General features: G+C 59.3%; 20 protein-coding genes and 1 riboswitch. Of the genes, 7 read left to right on the top strand and 13 right to left on the bottom strand.

What is annotated here, in order from left to right:
• Positions 1-61: 61 nt before the first annotated feature.
• Positions 62-2,098, bottom strand: a complete 2,037-nt coding sequence (yoaA, locus tag GTP46_RS22160; RefSeq protein ID WP_161008794.1) for a DNA repair helicase YoaA — start codon at positions 2,096-2,098, stop codon at positions 62-64.
• A gap of 15 nt (positions 2,099-2,113) precedes the next feature.
• Positions 2,114-2,314, bottom strand: coding sequence for a YdcH family protein (locus tag GTP46_RS22165; protein ID WP_008450659.1), 201 nt, complete (start codon positions 2,312-2,314; stop codon positions 2,114-2,116).
• Positions 2,315-2,462: 148 nt separating this feature from the next.
• Between GTP46_RS22165 and GTP46_RS22170 the strand changes: the two genes are divergently transcribed.
• Entirely contained in the window at positions 2,463-3,266 is an 804-nt protein-coding gene (locus GTP46_RS22170) for a PP2C family protein-serine/threonine phosphatase (RefSeq protein ID WP_161008795.1), read from the top strand.
• Here the strand turns inward: GTP46_RS22170 and GTP46_RS22175 are convergent, their stop codons facing one another.
• The 7 genes from GTP46_RS22175 to GTP46_RS22205 all read right to left on the bottom strand — a co-directional run bounded on the left by GTP46_RS22175 (position 3,267) and on the right by GTP46_RS22205 (position 12,218).
• Entirely contained in the window at positions 3,267-3,896 is a 630-nt protein-coding gene (locus GTP46_RS22175) for a hypothetical protein (RefSeq protein ID WP_161008796.1), read from the bottom strand.
• 12 nt (positions 3,897-3,908) lie between these two features.
• A complete protein-coding gene (gene zapE / locus GTP46_RS22180) occupies positions 3,909-5,006 on the bottom strand; it encodes a cell division protein ZapE (RefSeq protein WP_161008797.1) in 1,098 nt (365 codons plus the stop codon).
• Positions 5,007-5,076: 70 nt separating this feature from the next.
• A complete protein-coding gene (gene lpdA / locus GTP46_RS22185; RefSeq protein WP_161008798.1) occupies positions 5,077-6,507 on the bottom strand; it encodes a dihydrolipoyl dehydrogenase in 1,431 nt (476 codons plus the stop codon).
• A 3-nt stretch (positions 6,508-6,510) separates the two neighbouring features.
• Positions 6,511-6,831, bottom strand: a complete 321-nt coding sequence (locus GTP46_RS22190) for a PspC domain-containing protein (RefSeq protein WP_161008799.1) — start codon at positions 6,829-6,831, stop codon at positions 6,511-6,513.
• Between the two features lie 63 nt (positions 6,832-6,894).
• Entirely contained in the window at positions 6,895-8,151 is a 1,257-nt protein-coding gene (odhB, locus tag GTP46_RS22195; protein WP_161008800.1) for a 2-oxoglutarate dehydrogenase complex dihydrolipoyllysine-residue succinyltransferase, read from the bottom strand.
• Positions 8,152-8,229: 78 nt separating this feature from the next.
• Complete coding sequence (locus GTP46_RS22200; RefSeq protein WP_161008801.1) at positions 8,230-11,085, bottom strand: 2-oxoglutarate dehydrogenase E1 component; 2,856 nt, start codon at positions 11,083-11,085, stop codon at positions 8,230-8,232.
• A gap of 218 nt (positions 11,086-11,303) precedes the next feature.
• Positions 11,304-12,218 carry a LysR family transcriptional regulator gene (locus GTP46_RS22205; RefSeq protein WP_161008802.1) on the bottom strand — a complete coding sequence of 305 codons (915 nt, stop codon included), beginning with the start codon at positions 12,216-12,218 and terminating at the stop codon, positions 11,304-11,306.
• Between the two features lie 102 nt (positions 12,219-12,320).
• Between GTP46_RS22205 and GTP46_RS22210 the strand changes: the two genes are divergently transcribed.
• The 3 genes from GTP46_RS22210 to GTP46_RS22220 all read left to right on the top strand — a co-directional run bounded on the left by GTP46_RS22210 (position 12,321) and on the right by GTP46_RS22220 (position 14,891).
• Positions 12,321-13,157 carry an MBL fold metallo-hydrolase gene (locus GTP46_RS22210; RefSeq protein WP_161008803.1) on the top strand — a complete coding sequence of 279 codons (837 nt, stop codon included), beginning with the start codon at positions 12,321-12,323 and terminating at the stop codon, positions 13,155-13,157.
• A 66-nt stretch (positions 13,158-13,223) separates the two neighbouring features.
• On the top strand, positions 13,224-14,498 hold the full coding sequence (locus tag GTP46_RS22215) for a leucine-rich repeat-containing protein kinase family protein (protein ID WP_161008804.1): 1,275 nt from the start codon (positions 13,224-13,226) through the stop codon (positions 14,496-14,498).
• Positions 14,499-14,516: 18 nt separating this feature from the next.
• The gene (locus GTP46_RS22220; RefSeq protein ID WP_161008805.1) at positions 14,517-14,891 is read left to right on the top strand and encodes a BlaI/MecI/CopY family transcriptional regulator; all 375 of its coding nucleotides are present in this window, start codon (positions 14,517-14,519) and stop codon (positions 14,889-14,891) included.
• Positions 14,892-14,895: 4 nt separating this feature from the next.
• On the opposite strand, the gene GTP46_RS22225 is transcribed toward GTP46_RS22220, so the two are convergent.
• The gene (locus tag GTP46_RS22225) at positions 14,896-16,215 is read right to left on the bottom strand and encodes an alpha/beta hydrolase (RefSeq protein WP_161008806.1); all 1,320 of its coding nucleotides are present in this window, start codon (positions 16,213-16,215) and stop codon (positions 14,896-14,898) included.
• Between the two features lie 189 nt (positions 16,216-16,404).
• Here GTP46_RS22225 and GTP46_RS22230 point away from each other — a divergent pair, with 189 nt between their 5' ends.
• Complete coding sequence (locus GTP46_RS22230; protein ID WP_229259056.1) at positions 16,405-16,761, top strand: hypothetical protein; 357 nt, start codon at positions 16,405-16,407, stop codon at positions 16,759-16,761.
• Positions 16,762-16,768: 7 nt separating this feature from the next.
• On the opposite strand, the gene GTP46_RS22235 is transcribed toward GTP46_RS22230, so the two are convergent.
• Positions 16,769-17,200: a hypothetical protein gene (locus tag GTP46_RS22235; RefSeq protein WP_161008808.1), complete on the bottom strand. Its 432-nt coding sequence runs from the start codon at positions 17,198-17,200 to the stop codon at positions 16,769-16,771.
• 138 nt (positions 17,201-17,338) lie between these two features.
• Positions 17,339-17,442, top strand: a riboswitch (SAM-I-IV-variant riboswitch).
• 40 nt (positions 17,443-17,482) lie between these two features.
• Between GTP46_RS22235 and GTP46_RS22240 the strand changes: the two genes are divergently transcribed.
• A complete protein-coding gene (locus GTP46_RS22240) occupies positions 17,483-17,809 on the top strand; it encodes a hypothetical protein (protein WP_161008809.1) in 327 nt (108 codons plus the stop codon).
• Positions 17,810-17,855: 46 nt separating this feature from the next.
• The gene (locus GTP46_RS22245) at positions 17,856-18,017 is read left to right on the top strand and encodes a hypothetical protein (protein ID WP_161008810.1); all 162 of its coding nucleotides are present in this window, start codon (positions 17,856-17,858) and stop codon (positions 18,015-18,017) included.
• Between the two features lie 61 nt (positions 18,018-18,078).
• On the opposite strand, the gene gltA is transcribed toward GTP46_RS22245, so the two are convergent.
• Both gltA and GTP46_RS22255 read right to left on the bottom strand, forming a co-directional pair.
• Positions 18,079-19,380 carry a citrate synthase gene (gltA, locus tag GTP46_RS22250; protein ID WP_161008811.1) on the bottom strand — a complete coding sequence of 434 codons (1,302 nt, stop codon included), beginning with the start codon at positions 19,378-19,380 and terminating at the stop codon, positions 18,079-18,081.
• Between the two features lie 63 nt (positions 19,381-19,443).
• Complete coding sequence (locus GTP46_RS22255; protein ID WP_161008812.1) at positions 19,444-19,725, bottom strand: FAD assembly factor SdhE; 282 nt, start codon at positions 19,723-19,725, stop codon at positions 19,444-19,446.
• Positions 19,726-19,772: the final 47 nt, after the last annotated feature.

Genomic DNA, 19,772 nt, shown 5'->3' on the forward strand with positions numbered 1-19,772 from the left:
AAATTCTTTAGTTCTCGAATGTCCAAATGACAGAGCTGACCCCGAATTTCGATACTGAAAGTTACTGATCCGAATTCTTGTTTTTGAAGAATTCCATCACCACTTCTTGCTCGCGGGTACGTTTGAAGGATGGCAGGCTTTGCCAGATCCGCTTGCCGTAAGGCTTGGAAATCACGCGTGGATCACACAGCATCAGCACGCCGCGGTCATTTTCGTCGCGGATCAGCCGGCCTGCGCCCTGCTTCAGGTTGATGATTGCTTCGGGCAAGGTGTGGCTCATGAAGCCATTTTTGCCCTGTTTTTCCATCACTTCGATGCGGGCAGCCAACACCGGATCGTCCGGTGGTGCAAATGGAAGCTTGTCGATAATCACTAAAGACAGCGCATCGCCACGCACATCGACGCCCTCCCAGAAGCTTTGAGAGCCGATCAGCACGCCATTTCCTGCTTTGCGGAACTGATCCAGCAGTTCGGTGCGGCCTTTGTCGCCTTGTACGAACAACGGAAATGGCAGGTTGCGTTTCTCGAATTCGTCACGCAAACGCTCAGCCGCACGTTTGACGGCACGCAAAGTCGTGCAAAGCAGGAAAGTTTTTCCGCCCGCCGCCTCGATCACCGGCAGCGCCAAGTCCAGCACCGCGTCCGTGTAGCCGAAGGAATTCGGATCCGGCAGGCCGGTCGGCACGTACAAAATACCCTGCTCTTCGTAGTTGAACGGACTCGGCCACGACATCGACGGTTCGTTGCCCAGGCCCATTTGCTCGGAGAAATGGCTGAAGTCGTTCTTCACCGCCAGCGTTGCCGAGGTGAAAATCCAGCTGCGCGGCACACCTTCGCGCTGGCCGTTGAAGATCGGCGCGATCGATAGCGGGGTTTTGTGCAGCTGCAAGGACGAGGCATAAGCCTCCACCCAGAATACAGCTTCCTCGCCCTTGGCCACCTTGGCTTTCGGATCGAATTTCCATGCGGCCAGACGGCCCACCAGGTCAACACCGCGCTGGCGGCATTGCTCCAGCGTTTCCGCCCGTTCGGCCTGGCTTTCCAGCACGGTCATCATGCCGTCCAGCTCGTCTTTCAGGGTTTCCAGCGCCGGGAAGAAGTCGCTCGATGACGCGATTTGCGGCAAGGACAGGCGTACGATGTCTTGCGGGAACGTCAGGCGCAGGTCGCGCGCGGCTTTTTCCACCACGGTGACAACTTTGCCCCAGTCGGCGCCATCGCGCGCGTTCGACAAGCCTTCGGCCAGCACGTCGCGGCACAGTTCCAGCACTTGCGAGGTGGAAAAGGTGTCGCCGAAGAACAAGGTGGCGGTGTCTGGCAGCTGGTGCGCCTCATCGAAGATAATCGTGTTGGCCGATGGCAGCAACTCGGCAACCCCGGAATTTTTCAGCGCTACGTCGGCAAAGAACAGATGGTGGTTGACCACCACCACGTCCGCCTGCTGCGCTTCCTTGCGCGCCTTCATGACGAAGCAATCCTGGTAGTACTGGCATTCCGTGCCCATGCAGTTGTCACGGGTCGAGGTCACCAGGTTCCAGATCAGCGCATTTTCCGGCACGCGGGCCAGCTCGGCTTTATCGCCGGTCTTGGTCATTTTCAGGAAACGCGAGATTTCGCGCAAATGGCCGACGTCGTCGCGCGAGGTCATGCGGCCATTCTGCAGCGTACGCTCCAGATGGTAATGGCACAGGTAGTTCGAGCGACCTTTCAACAGGGCCACAGAGACCGGCGCCTGCAAGGCCGCGCGCACGGTCGGGATGTCACGCAGGAACAGCTGATCCTGCAAGTTCTTGGTCCCGGTGGACACAATCGTCTTGCCGCCCCACATCAGCGCCGGCACCAGGTAAGCAAAAGTTTTACCCGTACCGGTGCCCGCCTCGGCAATCAGCGTAGTCTGGCTGGCGATGGCCGATGCAATCGCCTTGGCCATCTCGGTCTGCGAGCGGCGCGGGCGAAAGTCGCCCACAGCCGGACCCAGCGGACCGCCGGCGCCAAACAGGCGCTCGACCTCGGAATCGTACTTGCCGGGAGGCTGTTCTGGCGTGGCGCCGATGACGGCGGGGATGGCGTCGGGTGCGGGAGGAAGGTGTTCGGTCAAAATAAATGAGCGTGCTTACGCCGGAACGTCAGGCACTAATTGCATTTTCAGCAGAGTGATATGGTCTTTCAATTGCAGCTTGCGCTTTTTGAGGCGGCGCAATTGCAGTTGATCGTGGTGTCCATCCAGCGTGAGCATGTCAATGACCGCGTCCAAATCGCGGTGCTCGACGTCTAATTCGATCAAACGACGTTGGATATCTTGTACATCAGTCATATTTCTCAATCAAATAGTTTCACTGGAACAACACCGATGCTGCGAACCCGTTGCATACAAACTGCGACACGGTGCATAGTTTAATCTACGGCGCGTCTGCCGCCAACAGAATGATCGCTCACCTGTCGATCGAGATACAGTACCAACTATGAGCGCTTACAAAATCGAGGCCGGGACCGCCCAGCACATCGGCAACCGGCCGCAACAAAATGACCGGGTGGCTTTGTACACGGCTGCGCAAGCGCCGGGTTACGTCATGGCCGTGCTGGCCGATGGCAATACCAGCGCTATCGCTGCCGACCAGGTGCTGCTGACCAGCAAGCACCTATTTGACGAATTCCGCGTCGGCGATACCGCCAACCTGCCCCGCCTGCAGGAACTGCTGCGCAATATCGCGCAGGAAGTTCACCAGGTCATCACCATGAATCCGCTAGCGGCGACGGCCGAGCCGCAAAGCGCGGTCGCCCTGCTGGTGCTGACGCCGCAGACGCAAGCCGTGTGGGCCCACGTCGGCGACGCCCGCATCTACCGTTTCAGCGGCGAGACTTGCGCCATGCGCACCAACGATGCCGCCTACGTCACGCACTTGGTGGAGCACGACAAGCTGCCGCTGGAGGCCGCCAAAAAGCACCGCGCCTCGCGACTGCTGAACAATGCGCTCGGCAACAGCATGAAAGCACCGTTCGTCACCACCGGCTACCACGCGGGCTTGCAAGCCGGCGATGCGTTGATGCTGTGTTCGGATGGTTTGTGGCAGCTGTTCCGCCCCGAGGAATTGGCAGCTGCCGTAGCGCGCAACACGCCGCGCCAGGCAGCGGAGCGTTTGATCAGCAAGGCCGGCGAGCGGGCACAAGGCAAAGGCGACAACTGCTCGATGGCGATCATCAAGCTGGTGGCGCCGCCGCAGGAAGCGCCGGCCTACACGGTCGAGAAGATGCGGCGCGCCGTGTAGTTACTTGCTAGGAGCCGGCGCCGATGCTTTCTCAGCGTCGGCTTTTTTCTTGTCAGCCTTGGCTTTGTTCTCGGCTTTCTTGCGCGCGACCTCGGCCTGGCGACGCTCGGACTCGGCTTTCTTTTTCTCGAAGGCTTCGACATTGGCGGCGCGCTTGCCGGCTTCGGCGGCGTCTTGCTGCGCCAGGCGTTTCAGCTTGGCTTCGTGCTGGGCTTCGCGATCGGCCACGCGCACGCCGGTCGGCGCTTTCGGCGCTTCCTTTTCTTCATGCTGCGGCTTCGGCGGCTGGGCGGCGCGCAGCGCGTTCTCTTCGTCGTCCTTGCGGGCGCGTTCGGCCAGTTCGGCATCGCGCTTGGCGACTGAATCGGCGCGCTTGAAGTGCTGGGCGTCGACCTCGACGGCACGCACAGCGGCCAACGCCACGCGGCGTTTTTCTTTGGCCTTGTCCAGGCAGTTATTGACGAAGAACTTGGTCGAGCATTCGCGCTCGCTGGCGGCGAATTCTTCGTTGACGGCGGCCCGGTCCTTGGCCACCTTGACCAGCGCGGCGTCGGCCTGCTCAACCGAGCTCACGTTCTGAGCTTGCGCCGTCACCGCCACGGCGGCCAGCAATGCGATAAGTGCTTTCATTTTCTGATCCAATTACGCCAGCGATGCAGCAGCGCCGCGCTGCTGGCGGTTCATATACTCCTGCGACTGCATCTCAACGATGCGCGACACGGTACGGTGGAATTCGTTGGCCATCGCGCCGTTGGTGTACAACTCCTCCGGCTCGACTTCGGCCGACATCAACAGCTTCACGCCCTGGTCGTAGAACACGTCGATCAACCAGGTGAACCGGCGCGCTTCCGACGACATCGACGCCGACATCATCGGCACCCCGGACAATATCACGGTATGGAAGCGGCTGGCGATTTCCAGATAATCGTTCTGCGATCGCGGGCCGCCGCACAGGGTATTGAAGTCGAACCAGATGATGGTCCCGGCGCGGCGCAGCGAGCGGATCTCACGCGCTTCGATGCGGATGGCCGGATCTTCATCGGCGGTTTCGGCTACGCTGGCGTAGGCGTCGCGCAGCGCCTTGTCGGTGTTGGCGTTCAAAGGCGTGTAGTACGCCTCGACCTGCTCCAGCGCACGGCCGCGATAGTCGATACCGGCGTCGATGTTCATCACATCCAGCTTCTCATACAACAGCGCGATGGTCGGCAGGATGCGGTCGCGGTGCAAGCCATCCGGATACAGCAGGTTCGGATCGTAGTTCGAGGTCATGATGAAGGACACGCCGTTATCAAACAGCGCCTTCAGCAGGTTGTACATGATCATGGCGTCGGCCACGTCCGAGATGTGGAATTCGTCGAAGCAGATCAAACGGTATTTCTTGGCCACGCGCTTGGCCACTTCGTCCAGCGGATCGGCAACGCCGCGCAATTCGTCCAACTGGCGATGCACGTCGCGCATGAATTCGTGGAAGTGCACACGCGTCTTGCGCACCAGTGGCACCACCGAGAAGAAGCTGTCCATCAAGAAGGACTTACCACGCCCCACGCCACCCCACATATACACGCCCTTCGGCACCGACGGACGGTTGATCAGGCGCTTGAAAGTGCTGGAGCGCTGGCCTTTGTACTCCACCCATTCGTCATAGCATTCCTGCAAACGGGTGATGGCGCGCTGCTGCGCTTCATCGGGCTTGTAGCCGCGCTGCGACAGCGCGTTGTGGTAGTACTCTTGGACGTTCATAGTATTCAATCTGCACAAACAAAAACGGCGGACCATAACGGTCCGCCTTGTGACAAGCTACAGCATCAACTTAGAAGTTGAGGGTGCGCTTGTCGATAGCCAGAGCGGCTTCCTTGGTCGCTTCCGACAGCGATGGGTGAGCGTGGCAGATACGTGCGATGTCTTCCGCCGAAGCCTTGAACTCCATTGCCACAACCGCTTCTGCGATCAGTTCCGAAGCCATAGGGCCGATGATGTGCACGCCCAGAATTTCGTCGGTAGTTGCATCAGCCAGGAACTTGACCATGCCCGAGGTATCGCCCAGCGCGCGTGCGCGGCCGTTCGCCAGGAATGGGAAGGTGCCGGCTTTGTAGGCGACGCCGTCGGCCTTCAGTTGCTGCTCGGTGCGGCCTACCCACGCGATTTCCGGCGAGGTGTAGATGACCCAAGGGATGGTGTTGAAGTTGGTGTGACCGTGCTGGCCAGCGATACGCTCGGCCACGGCAACGCCTTCTTCTTCCGCTTTGTGCGCCAGCATCGGGCCGCGCACCACGTCGCCCACTGCCCATACGCCTGGCAGGTTGGTTTTGCAGTCGTCGTCAACCGCCACGAAACCACGCTCGTCCAGCGCCAGGCCGACTTTGTCAGCGCCCAGGCCGTTGGTGTTCGGGGTACGGCCGATCGATACGATCAGCTTGTCGAACACGGCGGTGTTGGCTTCGCCTTTGGCGTTGTCGTATTCCACGGTGACATTGCTGTCGCCCTTGGTGACTTTGTTGATCTTGCAGCCCAGGTTGATGCTCAGGCCTTGTTTGGTGAACAGCTTGTTGGCTTCCTTGGCGATCTGCTCGTCAACGGCGCCCAGGAAGGTCGGCAGACCTTCCAGCACGGTCACTTCCGAACCCAGACGACGCCATACCGAACCCATTTCCAGGCCGATCACGCCAGCGCCGATCACGCCCAGCTTGGCCGGCACTTCGCCGATGGCCAGTGCGCCGGTGTTCGACAGGATCAGTTTTTCATCAAAGTCTGCACCTGGCAGCGCACGGGCGTTGGAGCCGGTGGCGATGATCACTTGCTTGGCGTTGATGGTCTCGTTGGCTGGCGCCGAGATCACCAGCGGGTAACCATCAGCGGTAGCGGCGCCAGCGAAGGCAGCGCGGCCGTGGAAGAAGGTCACTTTGTTTTTCTTGAACAGGAACAGGATGCCGTCGTTGTTTTGCTTCACAACGGTGTCCTTGCGCTTGATCATTTGCGGCAGGTTCAGCGACAGGCCCGATACGTCGATGCCGTGGTCCTTGAACGCGTGGCCGGCGTGCTCGTAGTGTTCCGACGATTGCAGCAGTGCTTTCGAAGGGATGCAACCTACGTTGGTGCAGGTGCCGCCTGGAGCAGGACCGCCCTTTTCGTTTTCCCATGCATCTACGCAAGCAACCGAGAAGCCCAGTTGTGCAGCGCGGATGGCGGCGATATAACCGCCAGGACCGGCGCCGATAACTACTACGTCAAATTGTTTACTCATTTTTTAATGTCCAATCAGTTCGTCTTCTGGAACGAAGATCCACAACAGAATGTATATCGCGAGGCCGAAACCGAAGGTCAGCACAAACATCACAAACAGCAAACGCCAGATCCAGGAATCGACACCGGTGATGCGGCCGAGGCCACCACACACGCCGCCTAGCCAGCGGTCGGTATGCGAGCGGCGCAAGCGGGAGATGTCGCCGGAATCGGCAGGAGCTTCGTTGTTCAACAAACGGGCTTTGGCAGCGGCGAACTCTTGGTCCGACAGCGCGCCAGCCTGGTGCAGTTCGTGCAAACGCTTGATTTCTTCAGCAACGCTCATTCGTGATCCTCTTGAGAATTCTCCGGGCCCGTACGAGCCCGGAGTCAAGCAAGAACTACAGAATTACAGGTCCAGCAGCAGGCGGGCTGGATCTTCCAGCGCTTCCTTCATGGCCACCAGGCCCAGCACGGCTTCGCGGCCGTCGATGATACGGTGGTCGTAGGACATTGCCAGGTAGTTCATTGGACGAACAACGATCTGACCATTTTCAACCACTGCGCGGTCTTTGGTCGCGTGCACGCCCAGGATCGCCGATTGTGGTGGGTTGATGATCGGGGTCGACAGCATCGAACCGAAGGTGCCGCCGTTCGAGATCGAGAAGGTACCGCCGGTCAGGTCGTCCAGGGTCAGCTTGCCTTCTTTGGCTTTGGCGCCGAATTCGCCGATTTTCTTCTCGATTTCAGCGATCGACATTTGGTCGGCGTTGCGCAGGATAGGCACCACCAGGCCGCGTGGCGAACCCACTGCGATACCGATGTCGAAGTAGCCGTGGTAGACGATGTCGTTGCCATCAACCGAAGCGTTCAGGATTGGGTATTTCTTCAGCGCGGCAACCGCAGCTTTAACGAAGAACGACATGAAGCCCAGCTTGACGCCGTGCTCTTTTTCGAACTTGTCTTTGTACTTGTTACGCAGGTCCATGACCGGAGCCATGTTCACTTCGTTGAAGGTGGTCAGGATGGCGTTGGTCGATTGCGACTGAATCAGACGCTCAGCGATACGGGCACGCAGGCGGCTCATCGGCACGCGCTCTTCTGGACGGTCGCCCAGGTTGGCAGCGGCTGGAGCAGCAACTTGTGCCAGTGCTGGCTTGGCAGCTGGAGCAGCCAGTGGCGCAACAGCTGGGGTCGATGGAGCCGAAGCGGCCAGGGCGTCGCCCTTGGTCACGCGGCCGTCTTTGCCCGAACCGGCGACGTCGGAAGCCGACAGGCCTTTTTCCGACAGGATCTTGGCAGCGGCTGGCATCGCCACGTCGCCTTTGTTGCCACCGGTAGCGGCAGCAGCGGCTGGAGCAGCGGCGGCAGCAGCAGGTGCAGGAGCAGCGGCAGCGGCTGGGGCGGCAGCAACAGCAGCGCCACCTTCGGTATCGATAATCGCGATCACTTCGTCAGCAACAACGGTGCTGCCGTCGCCCTTGATGATTTGCACCAGGGTACCGGCGGCAGGCGCTGGCAGTTCCAGAACCACTTTGTCGGTTTCGATATCGATCAGGTTTTCGTCGCGGGTGATGGTGTCGCCGACTTTTTTATGCCAGGTCAGCATGGTTGCTTCTGCGACCGATTCCGACAGCTGAGGAACTTTGACTTCGATTTGTGCCATGAAAAAACTCCGTATATTTTGTTTTTGCGGCGCCCCGCCGCGTAGCAGCAGGGCGCTCCGTTCAATGTGGTGCGACGATTATTTCGTCAGAATGAAACCCTTGAGTTTCGAGAAGGCGGTTTCCAGCAGCTCTTTCTGTTGAGCGTAGTGCTTGTCGTAGTAACCGACAGCTGGCGATGCCGATGCTGGGCGACCGGCGTATGCCAGGCGCTGACCAGCTTCCATGCTCTCGAACAGGTTGTGCTGAATCTGGAACCAAGGGCCCTGATTCTGCGGCTCGTCCTGCGCCCACACCACTTCGGCCAGCGATGGGAACTTTTTCAGTTCGGCAGCGAAGGCTTTGTGCGGGAACGGATACAGCTGCTCGATACGCACGATGGCGGTATCGGTCTGGCCACGGGTTTTGCGTGCGTTGACCAGGTCGTAGTAGACCTTGCCCGAGCAAGCGATCACGCGCTTAACTTTCTTGGCGTCGATCTTGTCGTCCACTTCACCGATCACGGTCTGGAACGCGCCCTTGGCCAGTTCGCTCAGCGGCGAACCTGCATCTTTGTTACGCAGCAGCGATTTCGGGGTCATGACCACCAGCGGCTTACGGAACTGACGCACCATCTGACGACGCAGTACGTGGAAGATCTGCGATGCGGTGGTTGGCTGCACCACTTGCATATTGTTGTCAGCGCACAGTTGCAGGAAGCGCTCTGGACGTGCCGACGAGTGCTCTGGACCCTGGCCTTCGTAGCCGTGTGGCAGCAGCATCACCAGGCCGGAAGCACGGCCCCACTTCACTTCGCCGGAGCTGATGAATTGGTCGATCACCACCTGGGCGCCGTTGACGAAGTCGCCGAACTGGGCTTCCCAGATGGTCAAGGTGTTAGGTTCTGCGGTCGAGTAGCCGTATTCGAAGCCCAGCACTGCCTCTTCCGACAGTACCGAGTCAATCACGGTGAACGGCGCCTGGCCTTCAGCGATGTTCTGCAGTGGCACGTAGGTGCCGGCATCCCAACGCTCACGGTTCTGATCGTGCAGCACAGCGTGACGGTGGGTGAAGGTGCCGCGGCCTGCATCCTGGCCGGTCAGGCGGATAGCGTAGCCCGACGATACCAGCGACGCGAAGCCCAGGTGTTCGCCCATGCCCCAGTCCAGGTTGACTTCGCCACGGCCCATGGCTGCGCGGTCGGCCAGTACTTTCTCAACCAGCGAGTGCACTTTGAAGCCTTCTGGCACGGTGGTGATGCGGGTCGCCAGGCGTTTCAGTTCGGTCAGCGGCACTGCGGTGTCAGCAGCGTCGGTCCATTTCTTGTTCAGGAACGGCAGCCAATCAACGGCGTACTTGTTCTTGAAGTTCGAGATCACTGGATCCACGGTGTGCTTGCCGGCGTCCATGGCGTCGCGGAAGGCTGCTTGCAGCTGTTCGCCGCCGTCGGCCGGGATCACGTTCTGGGCAGCCAGTTTGTCCGCGTACAGCTTGCGGGTGCCTGGGTGCTTGCCGATTTTCTTGTACATCAGCGGCTGAGTCAGCGCTGGGGTGTCTTGCTCGTTGTGGCCCAGTTTGCGGAAGCAAATGATGTCAACCACGATGTCTTTACCGAACTCAGTGCGGTAGTCCATCGCGATTTGCGATGCCAGCACGGTGGCTTCAGGATCATCGGCGTTCACGTGCAGCACTGGTGCTTCGATCATCTTGACGACGTCCGAGCAATAGATGGTGGAACGGGCATCGCGCGGGTCGGAGGTGGTGAAACCGATCTGGTTGTTGATGACGATGTGCACGGTACCGCCGGTGCCGTAGCCACGGGTTTGTGCCAGATTCAGGGTTTCCATCACAACGCCCTGGCCTGCGAAGGCGGCGTCGCCGTGCACCAGGATAGGCAGCACTTGCTTGCCTGCTGGGTCGCCGCGGCGATCCATACGGGCTTTGACCGAACCTTCAACCACTGGGTTGACGATTTCCAGGTGCGATGGGTTGAACGCCAGCGACAGGTGGACTGGACCGCCAACGGTCGAGATGTCTGACGAGAAGCCTTGGTGGTATTTCACGTCACCGGCTGGCAGGTCGTCGCCGTGCTTGCCTTCGAATTCTTCGAACAGGTCTTTTGGTGCTTTGCCCAGGGTGTTGACCAGCACGTTCAGACGGCCACGGTGAGCCATACCGATCACGATCTCTTGCACGCCTTTTTCACCGGCGCGCTGGATGATCTCGTCGATCGACGCGATGAAGGTCTCGCCGCCTTCCAGCGAGAAACGCTTCTGGCCAACGTACTTGGTGTGGAGGTAGCGCTCCAGGCCTTCTGCAGCGGTCAGACGCTCCAGGATGTGTTTTTTCTTCTCGGCGGTGAAGCTTGGGGTCGAACGGATCGACTCCAGGCGTTCTTGCAGCCAGCGCTTTTCTTTCGGGTCCGAGATGTACATGTACTCGGCGCCGATCGAACGGGTGTAGGTGTCGCGCAGGAAGTTCAGCAGGTCGCGCAGGGTCGCGGTCTCTGGGCCGAAGTAGGTATTGCTGACGTTGAACACGGTGTCCATGTCGGCATCGGTGAAGCCGTAGAAGCTCGGCTCCAGCTCAGGAATGCTTGGACGTTCTTGACGTTGCAGCGGGTCCAGGTTGGCCCAGCGGGAACCCAGATAGCGGTAAGCGGCGATCAGCTGGGTAACGGCAACGCGTTTGCGGCCCATTTCAGCGTCAGCCGAGGCACTCACGGTGCGGATCGGGCCGGCTTTCGCGCGTTCGGCGAAGGAGGCGATCACGGAAGCGTGGGCGACGTCAGGTTTATTGGAACCATCGACTGCCGGTACGTGCTGCATGGCGTCGAAGTAGGCGCGCCAGTTGTCTGGGACCGAGCCTGGGTTATTCAGATACGCTTCGTACAGTTCTTCAACGTACGGTGCGTTCCCACCAAACAGGTAGGAGTTGGACGTAGATTGTTGCATCATTCTTGCTCACCTTTCTTCGCGCTTCGCGAGGAATTAGCGGGTTAGTCTAACCTTCCGCGACACGGCCTGACCGGTTAGCGGATTGCACATCAAGTTGTGGGGAAGGGCTATTTGTTCAGTGTTACCTAAAACGGGCCATTCAGCATAGCACCGGTATTGTATCCCAACAATGATTTACGCGACAAAATCGCGCTAAATCTTTCCGCATTAATTTTAACTTAAGCCGCATGGACGCTGGTCTGGCGTGCAATATTGCCAAACCATGTTAGCAATAAATCCAACATGGCACGCAATGCCGGTGACATATGTTGACGGGAAGTATAGATGCCGTAAATCCCCATTCGGGAGGGTGTGTATCCAGGAAGCAACGCCACCAGCTTGCCGGCGGCGATCAGCGGGGCGGCGCTGTACAGCGGCTGCAAGGCGATGCCACTGCCCTGCTCTGCCGCTTTCAGCAGGATCAGGTCTTCGTTGGCGGACAGGTTGCCGCTGACTGGCACCGACACGGCCGCGCCGTCGTCGGCGGTGAATTGCCACAGGCTTTTGCCAAAATAAGTGTAAGTCAGGCAGTTGTGGCCGGCCAGGTCTTGCGGCCGCTGCGGCGTGCCGCGCTCTTGCAGGTAGGACGGGGCGGCGCATACCACCGAGTCGCAATGGCCAAGCTGGCGCGCGATCAGGTTGGGCTCCAGCGTGTTGGTGACGCGCAGCGCAAGGTCGATGCGCTCTTCGATCAGATTGACGGCGCGGTTGCTCATCTGCAGGTCGACCGAGGTGCGTGGATAGCGCTGCAGGAACTCGCCCACGGCAGCGGCCAGCTCAGCCTGCGCCAAGGATTGCGAACAGGTGATGCGCAGCAGGCCGTGCGGCGTGTCGGCATCATCACCGGCGGCGACCGCCATGTCGTCGGCCACTTCCAGCATGCGGCGGCAGCGCGCCAGTGTGATATCGCCGGCGTCAGTCAGGCTCAGGCGGCGGGTGCTCCGGTGCAGCAGGCGGGCGCCGGCCCACTCTTCCATCTCAGCCAGGTAGCGCGTGACCATGGCGCGTGACATGTCCAGCGCGTCGGCGGCGGCGATCATGCTGCCGCGTTCGGCAATACTGACAAAAACCCGCGCGGCGATGATGCGATCCATGATTCGTCCGATTTATGCAATTAACTAGCGCAGATTAGCCTATTTTTCTATCGGATTGAGAAATTTAAGATGGCGTCATTCCTACTTCACTGAAAGACGATCATGTTCAAACCTGCCCTGCTGTCCGCCGCCCTCGCTACTGCCATCAGCGCCCACGCCGCGCCGCTCAAGCTGGACGTGTTTAATCCGGGCGAAGCGGCCATCTTCCCGGTCGCCTCGGTGATTGTCAGCGGTGCCAAGGATGCGGTGCTGATCGACGCCCAGTTCTCGCGCGGCGAGGCGGTCAAGCTGGTCGAGCAGATCCGCGCCACCGGCAAGCACCTGACCACCGTCTACATCAGCCACGATGATCCGGACTACTACTTCGGCCTGGACGTGATCCACGCCGCCTTCCCGGATGCCAAGATCGTCGCCCTGCCCGACGTCATCGCCGGCATCGAGCGCAAGAAAGCCGCCAAAGTCGCCTACTGGGGCCCGATCCTGAAAGACAACGCACCGCAAGAAGTGATCGTGCCGCAGCCGCTGAAGGGCAAAGCCATCACGCTGGAAGGCCAGAAGCTGAACATCACCCGCGAATATGTGTGGATTCCGTCGATCAAGGCGGTGGTGGGCGGCGTTGAAGTTTTCAACGGTCTGCACGTGTGGACTGCCGACTCGCAAACGCCAGCCTCGCGCAAGCAATGGCTGTCGACGCTGGACCGCATCGCCGCACTGAAACCGGCCACCGTGGTGCCGGGCCACTTCGCGCCGGGCGCGCCGCTGACGCCGGACAGCATCAGCTACACCCGCGACTATCTGGTCAAGTTTGAAGCCGAAACCGCCAAAGCCGCCGACTCAGCCGCGCTGATCGCGCGCATGCAGCAGTTGTATCCAAACGCCGGCTTGCAAAGCGCGCTGGAGATCAGTGCCAAAGTGGCCAAAGGCGAAATGAAGTGGTGATGTAGCGCGGCCCGGCGACGGCGGCGAAGTGTTACACTGCGCCGTCGTTGTTCACCGCCTCATCCCATGCACACCCTTGAGCAGTTGCGCAGCGGCGCACTGGCAGGCATCACGCGCCTGACCTTGCGCTGCGGCCTCACAGAATTCCCTCCTGAGATCTACACACTGGCCGACAGCCTGGAAATCCTCGACCTGTCCGGCAACGCGCTATCGACGCTGCCGGATGACCTACCGCTGCTGCGCAAGCTGCGCATCATCTTCTGCTCGGATAACCAGTTCACCGAGCTGCCGGCGGTGCTGGGCGCCTGCCCTGCGCTCACGATGCTCGGTTTCAAAGCCAACCAGATCCGCCATGTGCCCGCCGCCGCCCTGCCGGCCGCACTACGCTGGCTGGTGCTAACCGATAACGAGATCGAAGAACTGCCCACCGCGCTGGGCGAACGCCCACAACTCCAAAAGCTGATGCTGGCCGGGAATCGCTTGCGCGCGCTGCCCGAGTCGATGGCGCAACTGCACCAGCTGGAACTGCTGCGCATCGCCTCGAACCAGTTGGAAGAGCTGCCATCGTGGCTGCTGTCGCTGCTACGCTTGACGTGGCTGGCCTACGCCGGCAATCCGCTGTGCAACCAACTGGAAGACACGCTGGTGCACACGCCATCGGCCACCGTCCGCTGGCCGGAGCTGACGCTGGGCGCCAAGCTGGGCGAAGGTGCCTCCGGCGTGATTTATCGCGCCGATTGGCGTGACCAGCATATCGCAGTCAAGCTATTCAAAGGCTCGATGACCAGCGACGGCTCGCCACTGAGCGAAATGGCCGCCTGCCTCGGGGCCGGCGCGCATCCAAACCTGATCCCGGTCCTAGGCCATATTGAGGACCATCCTGAAGATGCGCATGGCCTGGCCATGTCGCTGATCTCGCCAGACTTCCACAACCTCGCCGGCCCGCCGAGCCTGGACAGCTGCACGCGCGACATCTACCGCGACGGCAAGCGCTTCGAGCTGAACGCCATGCTGTCGATCGCACGCGGCATCGCCTCGGCGGCGGCGCAGCTGCACGAACACGGCATCATGCACGGCGACCTGTACGGCCACAACGTCCTGCACGACGACCACGGCCACACCCTGCTGGGCGACTTCGGTGCCGCCTCGTTCTACGATACAGAAGGCCCACACGCCGCCACACTGCAAACACTGGAAGTCCGCGCCTTCGGCAACCTGCTGGAAGAACTGCTGGACCGCTGCGACACCGCCCTGCCACGCCTGCGCCAGCTACAAACCGCCTGCCAGCAAGGCGGGCCGCGCTTCGCCAACATCAAAGAACAGCTAGACAATCCGTTCTAGATATTTTATTCTACATCCATGAGCACCCTACCGAAACCAACCGCCGCCGAACTGGAGATGTTGCGCTTGCTGTTCGCGCTCGGCCCCGCAACGGCGCGGCAAGTGCACGAAGCGGCGCAGGAAACGCGTCCCGACACCAGCTACGCCAACGTCCTGCGCGTGCTGCAAGTGATGCACACCAAAGGCCTGCTGAAACGCGACGAAAGCCAGCGTGCCCACGTCTACGCGCCAGTGCAGGAACAGGACTCCGTCCAAACCAACCTGCTGAAAGACCTGATCCAGAAAGCCTTCGCCGGCTCCGGCAAAGCCCTGGTACTAGCCGCCCTGCGCGGCGGCCACGTCAGCAAAAAAGAGCGCGAAGAAATCCAGGCCCTGCTGGATCAGGAAAAATAGGCGGCTAACGCTCCGCCACTTCATCCTTTATCGATATCTTCGCTCGGCAAGCATACGACTCTGCTGCGCTAGTGTTTTTTGGTCGCGGCAAAAGATCCGGGGTACCGATCTGCTTCAGAAAAGTTTGCACCTCGTCCGCCACCACCGGCATGAAAGCTTTCTCCATCCAGTCAAAGTCCACACGCCTGGACAGCAGATGATGCCGCCCTTCGAAGAGGACAAACTGCAAGTGCTGTACCGGGACGCCCGCCGCGCACACCTGCCGAATCAGTTCAGCCTCGTGCGAGGTTCCCACCTGCGTATCTAGCCCTCCCCACAAAAACAGGCTCGGTATCGCAAGCCGTTGGATCACTGCCACCGGTGTGATCTGGCTATGGAAGTGCATATTCCAGAACGCGTCATTGATATCCGGCGCCATGACGCCATTGGCTTGCCGCTTCCAGGACAGCTTGCCCGCAGCGCTACCGGTATCGGTTTGCTGCATGAGAATTGCATAGTTATTCTCCAGTCGAGCCTTGAATTCATGCATGTTGGCAGCGTCCCATCGTCCGTATGGACTGAGCCAGGTTTCCAGCGTCATCACACCCCCAATACCTTCTTTGTAACGCTTGCGGATCTCAGGATTGGTAATGATGCTGTCGGCATTGATATCAAACTCAGGGAGAATTTCCAACATGCGCTCAACCGCTTGCCATCGTGTCAGCGCTTCAAATCGCTGAGCCGGCGAACCGATAGAAATCAGGCCACTAATATGTACTCGCTCGCGATCGGCAATTGCGGCAGCGTGCATCAATCCTCCCGAAAAGCCAAAGAGCACCAGTTTTCCGCGCACCGCCGGCACCATGTCTTCAATATGCAGCAATACATTCTCGATGCTGCGCTGATAGCGCTCTACCGTGAGATTCGCGTACACCGGCACATTCACACAGCGGCGCTCCAATGTCGCTTTGCTGAAACCGGATTTCAGGACCGTCTGCTGGCATTTAAGGTTCGGTGAGAGAACACCCGGACTATCGAAACGCACTACCGCGACGCCTTGGGCAACCAATGCCGTCGACAATTCCCGCAGCGGCATCCGTTCGGCCCACACAGTCTCCAGCGCCCGCACCAGCCAGCCGTTCCTGTCATACGCACCGCTAGCCGAAACGAATACCACGATTGGGCCGCGCCAAAGCGCCAGCTCGCCACCAGGCCAGTCGATTTGTCCATTGATGGCATCCGTTTCGGCGGTCTGTGCAACCGAAAATTGTCGATGCATGCCCTCAGCAAACGCAGCCTCCGAGCAAAAGAAAGCCAAACACAACAAAACCAATTTGATGCCCATGACACCCTCCGCACAAAGATGAGAAACTTCAGATTCTCACCGTGCATAGAACGACGGTATTGAATGAACGCAAGCTTTCATCAATCTGCCTTGGGCACTCCGGGGGCATTACAATAGTGCCCTTTCACTTCATATCAAACGATGAATTTTCAGAACTGGCCTGAACAGGCTCATCCTGTTATTGCTGTCATGTTAGCTGTGGCGATTTGCGCTATACCGGTGGTGCTGCCGCACTTTGATCTGACCAACCTGCCGGCCAACCTGTTTGCCTACGTCTTCTGCTGCGTGCTGGTGTATCCGTTTGCCTCGCTGCTGCGCCATCGCGTGACCAGCTTGCCTACGATCTGGGGCCTCGCTGCGCTGTTCCTGCTGGCGGCATGCTTTTATCACACCAACATCATTGCCGAAACTGCCAACAGCGCGTGGCCGCAGCGGCGCGATGTCACGTTCGATAAATTTATCTACAATCTGCCGCAGCTGACGCTGGGCGTGCTGTGCTGGTGGCTGCTAGTGCTGCGCCCTGACCGCAATAAGCGCTCAGGATAAATGGGCATCAAGCGGCGGTGTTAATCACCGTGCCAACCGTGGTGGCCGCGGCGATACTCTTGTCGCCGTTTTCAGGCCCAGCAAGATCACTGACACGCTCACCGGACGCCTTGGTTTGACTACCATCCGATTTAGGGACGGTCACCTTACGGTCGGCATCCTTTTGCAGCAAGGCTATTTGTAATGCCTTGATCTGCTGCTCAATACCGTCAATTTGCTGCTGCAATGCGATCCTTTGCTGGATCCCGCCTGAACTGCGGTCGCCTGCCAACTTGGCTAATTGTTCGCCGAGCCCGGCTTCCAGCTTTTGCAGCTTGCGGATTTGCTGCAGGATCGCGGCCCGCGCCGTGGTGCTTTCCGTGGCGCCCGACGCGCCCGGAGCGCCAGTGGCGATGGCCAACTGCGCAAGGTACGCAGGAGCTACATTTGATGCGTTCATACGCCCTCCCGTTCTGGTCCTTCCATCGTTAGCGACAGACTTCGGAAGAACCTTAGCAAGAAGCTACATGACTAAAGCCTATTGCCCAACCTCAGAAATTCCGTTATATTGAACAGGAGTTCGCTATAGCGGATATTAATTATGCATCAAGAGTCGGTTGATCCGACGCCAACCTGCCTCCCCGGGCAAGGTGGAAGCCATTACGGCGATGCGGCCTTTTAACGGCAACGAAGCGGGTGCACATGAATTGCTCCGAATCGAGCCAAGATTTCTGGAGCAATCATGACCACTCAGACTTCCCTTTCCCACGACACCTGCACCTCGGACCTGGACAACCAGTTCCGCATGACGCACACCTTCCACCTGCATCTAGGCTCCAGCCAACCAGCCGCCGGCCAGCTCGAATCCACGCTGAAAGAATCCAATGCCCGCATCGACAAATGGCTGATCCTGCGTCGCGGCGGCAATTACGAGCACAGCATCACCGTCGGCGGCATCGGCGAAGCCGCCGCCCGCACTCTGCGCAAAGCCCTTTCCAGCCTGAACAACGAAATCAAAGTCCACGTCGAACACATGCTGCACTTCGACAGCGCCGCCGCGTCCCGCTAGAACGCGATACTCTTTTTGCAATCCAACGCTTGCAAGAAGTTCAGTGATGCTGGTGGTGTCAATTCAATACCTGGTCAGCGAAAACGACGTCGAGCTACTCAATGAAACGGTAACGACGCCGCTGGAACGCGTCCTGCAAAAACTGGAGCGCGTGGAGGCAATTAACACCACGACGAGCCACGGAAGCGTCGAGGCCGAGGTCCACTAAAAACTATAGGCGAAAAAAAACGGGCCGAAGCCCGTTTTTTGTTTGCTGCGTAAACCGTGGATTAACGCTTGTCCAGCGGTGGTACGTCGCGGGTGGTCGCGCCAACGAACAGCTGGCGTGGACGGCCGATTTTCTGTTCTGGGTCGGCGATCATTTCGTTCCACTGGGCGATCCAGCCGATGGTACGCGCCATCGCGAAGATGCCGGTGAACAGCGATACTGGGATGCCCAGTGCCGATTGCACGATGCCCGAGTAGAAGTCGACGTTCGGGTACAGTTTGCGCGAAACGAAGTATTCGTCGTTCAGTGCAATCTTTTCCAGCTCCATCGCCAGCTTGAACAGTGGGTCGTCTTGCAGGCCCAGTTCGTTCAGCACTTCGTAGCAGGTTTCACGCATCAGCTTCGCACGTGGGTCGAAGTTTTTGTAGACGCGGTGACCGAAGCCCATCAGCTTGACGCCGGAGTTCTTGTCTTTCACCTGAGCGATGAAGGCCGGGATGTTTTCCACCGAGCCGATTTCTTTCAGCATGGTCAGTGCCGCTTCGTTAGCGCCGCCGTGAGCAGGGCCCCACAGGCAAGCAATACCGGCAGCGATACACGCGAACGGGTTGGCGCCCGACGAACCGGCCAGACGCACGGTCGAGGTCGATGCATTTTGCTCGTGGTCTGCATGCAGGATCAGGATACGGTCCAGAGCGCGCACCAGCACGTCGTTGACTTTGTACTCTTCGCATGGATTGCCGAACATCATGCGCATGAAGTTGGCCGAGTACGACAGGTCGTTACGTGGGTACATGAACGGCTGGCCGATCGAGTACTTGTAAGCCATTGCCACCAGAGTTGGCATCTTGGCGATCAGACGGATCGCCGAAATTTCGCGCTGCTTGGCATCGTTGATGTCCAGCGAATCGTGGTAGAACGAAGCCAGCGCGCCAACGGTACCAACCAGTACCGACATCGGGTGCGCGTCGCGGCGGAAGCCACGGAAGAAGAATTGCATCTGCTCGTGCACCATGGTGTGCTTGGTCACGGTGTCGACGAATTCTTGTTTCTGCACGCCGTTTGGCAGTTCGCCGTTCAGCAGCAGGTAGCACGATTCCATGAAATCGGCGTTCACAGCCAGTTGTTCGATTGGGTAGCCGCGGTATTGCAGTTCGCCTTTATCGCCGTCGATGTAGGTGATCGACGAGTTACATGCCGCAGTCGACATGAAACCTGGGTCGTAGGTGAACTTGCCTGTGCCGGCGTACAGCTTACGGATATCGATGACGTCTGGACCTACGGTGCCTTTGTAGATCGGGAATTCGATCGGCTGGCTACCATCGGAGAACGAGAGAGTGGCTTTGTTATCAGAGATGTTCATGGACTCTTCCTTCTTGGAGAGATGATGCGAATAAAAAAAGCAAAAATTCTGGGTGTGATTTAACTACGCACTACGCAACCGCTGCAGCATCGCATGTACGTGCGGCAGGTCGATTTCGCCTTCCGGCTCTTTACGGGCCAGTACCAGATCCATCAGGGCATTGTCCGACAAGTCGAGGAGCCGCGTGAATGCGTCCACTTCCTCGTCGGTCAATTCGGTTTCATGCGCATCCAGAAAACGGGTGAGGATGATGTCGTTTTCCAGCAGACCCCGGCGGGAGCGCCAGCGCAGGCGGGCACGGTTGGCTGGGTCGGACTGATGCGCAGAGTGGTTCGTTTCAGTCATAGTCTTACTACTTTACAAAAACGGGCGGCGCGCGACACGCCGCCCGA

The organism is Duganella flavida, from assembly GCF_009857445.1.
GTDB lineage: Bacteria > Pseudomonadota > Gammaproteobacteria > Burkholderiales > Burkholderiaceae_D > Rugamonas > Rugamonas flavida.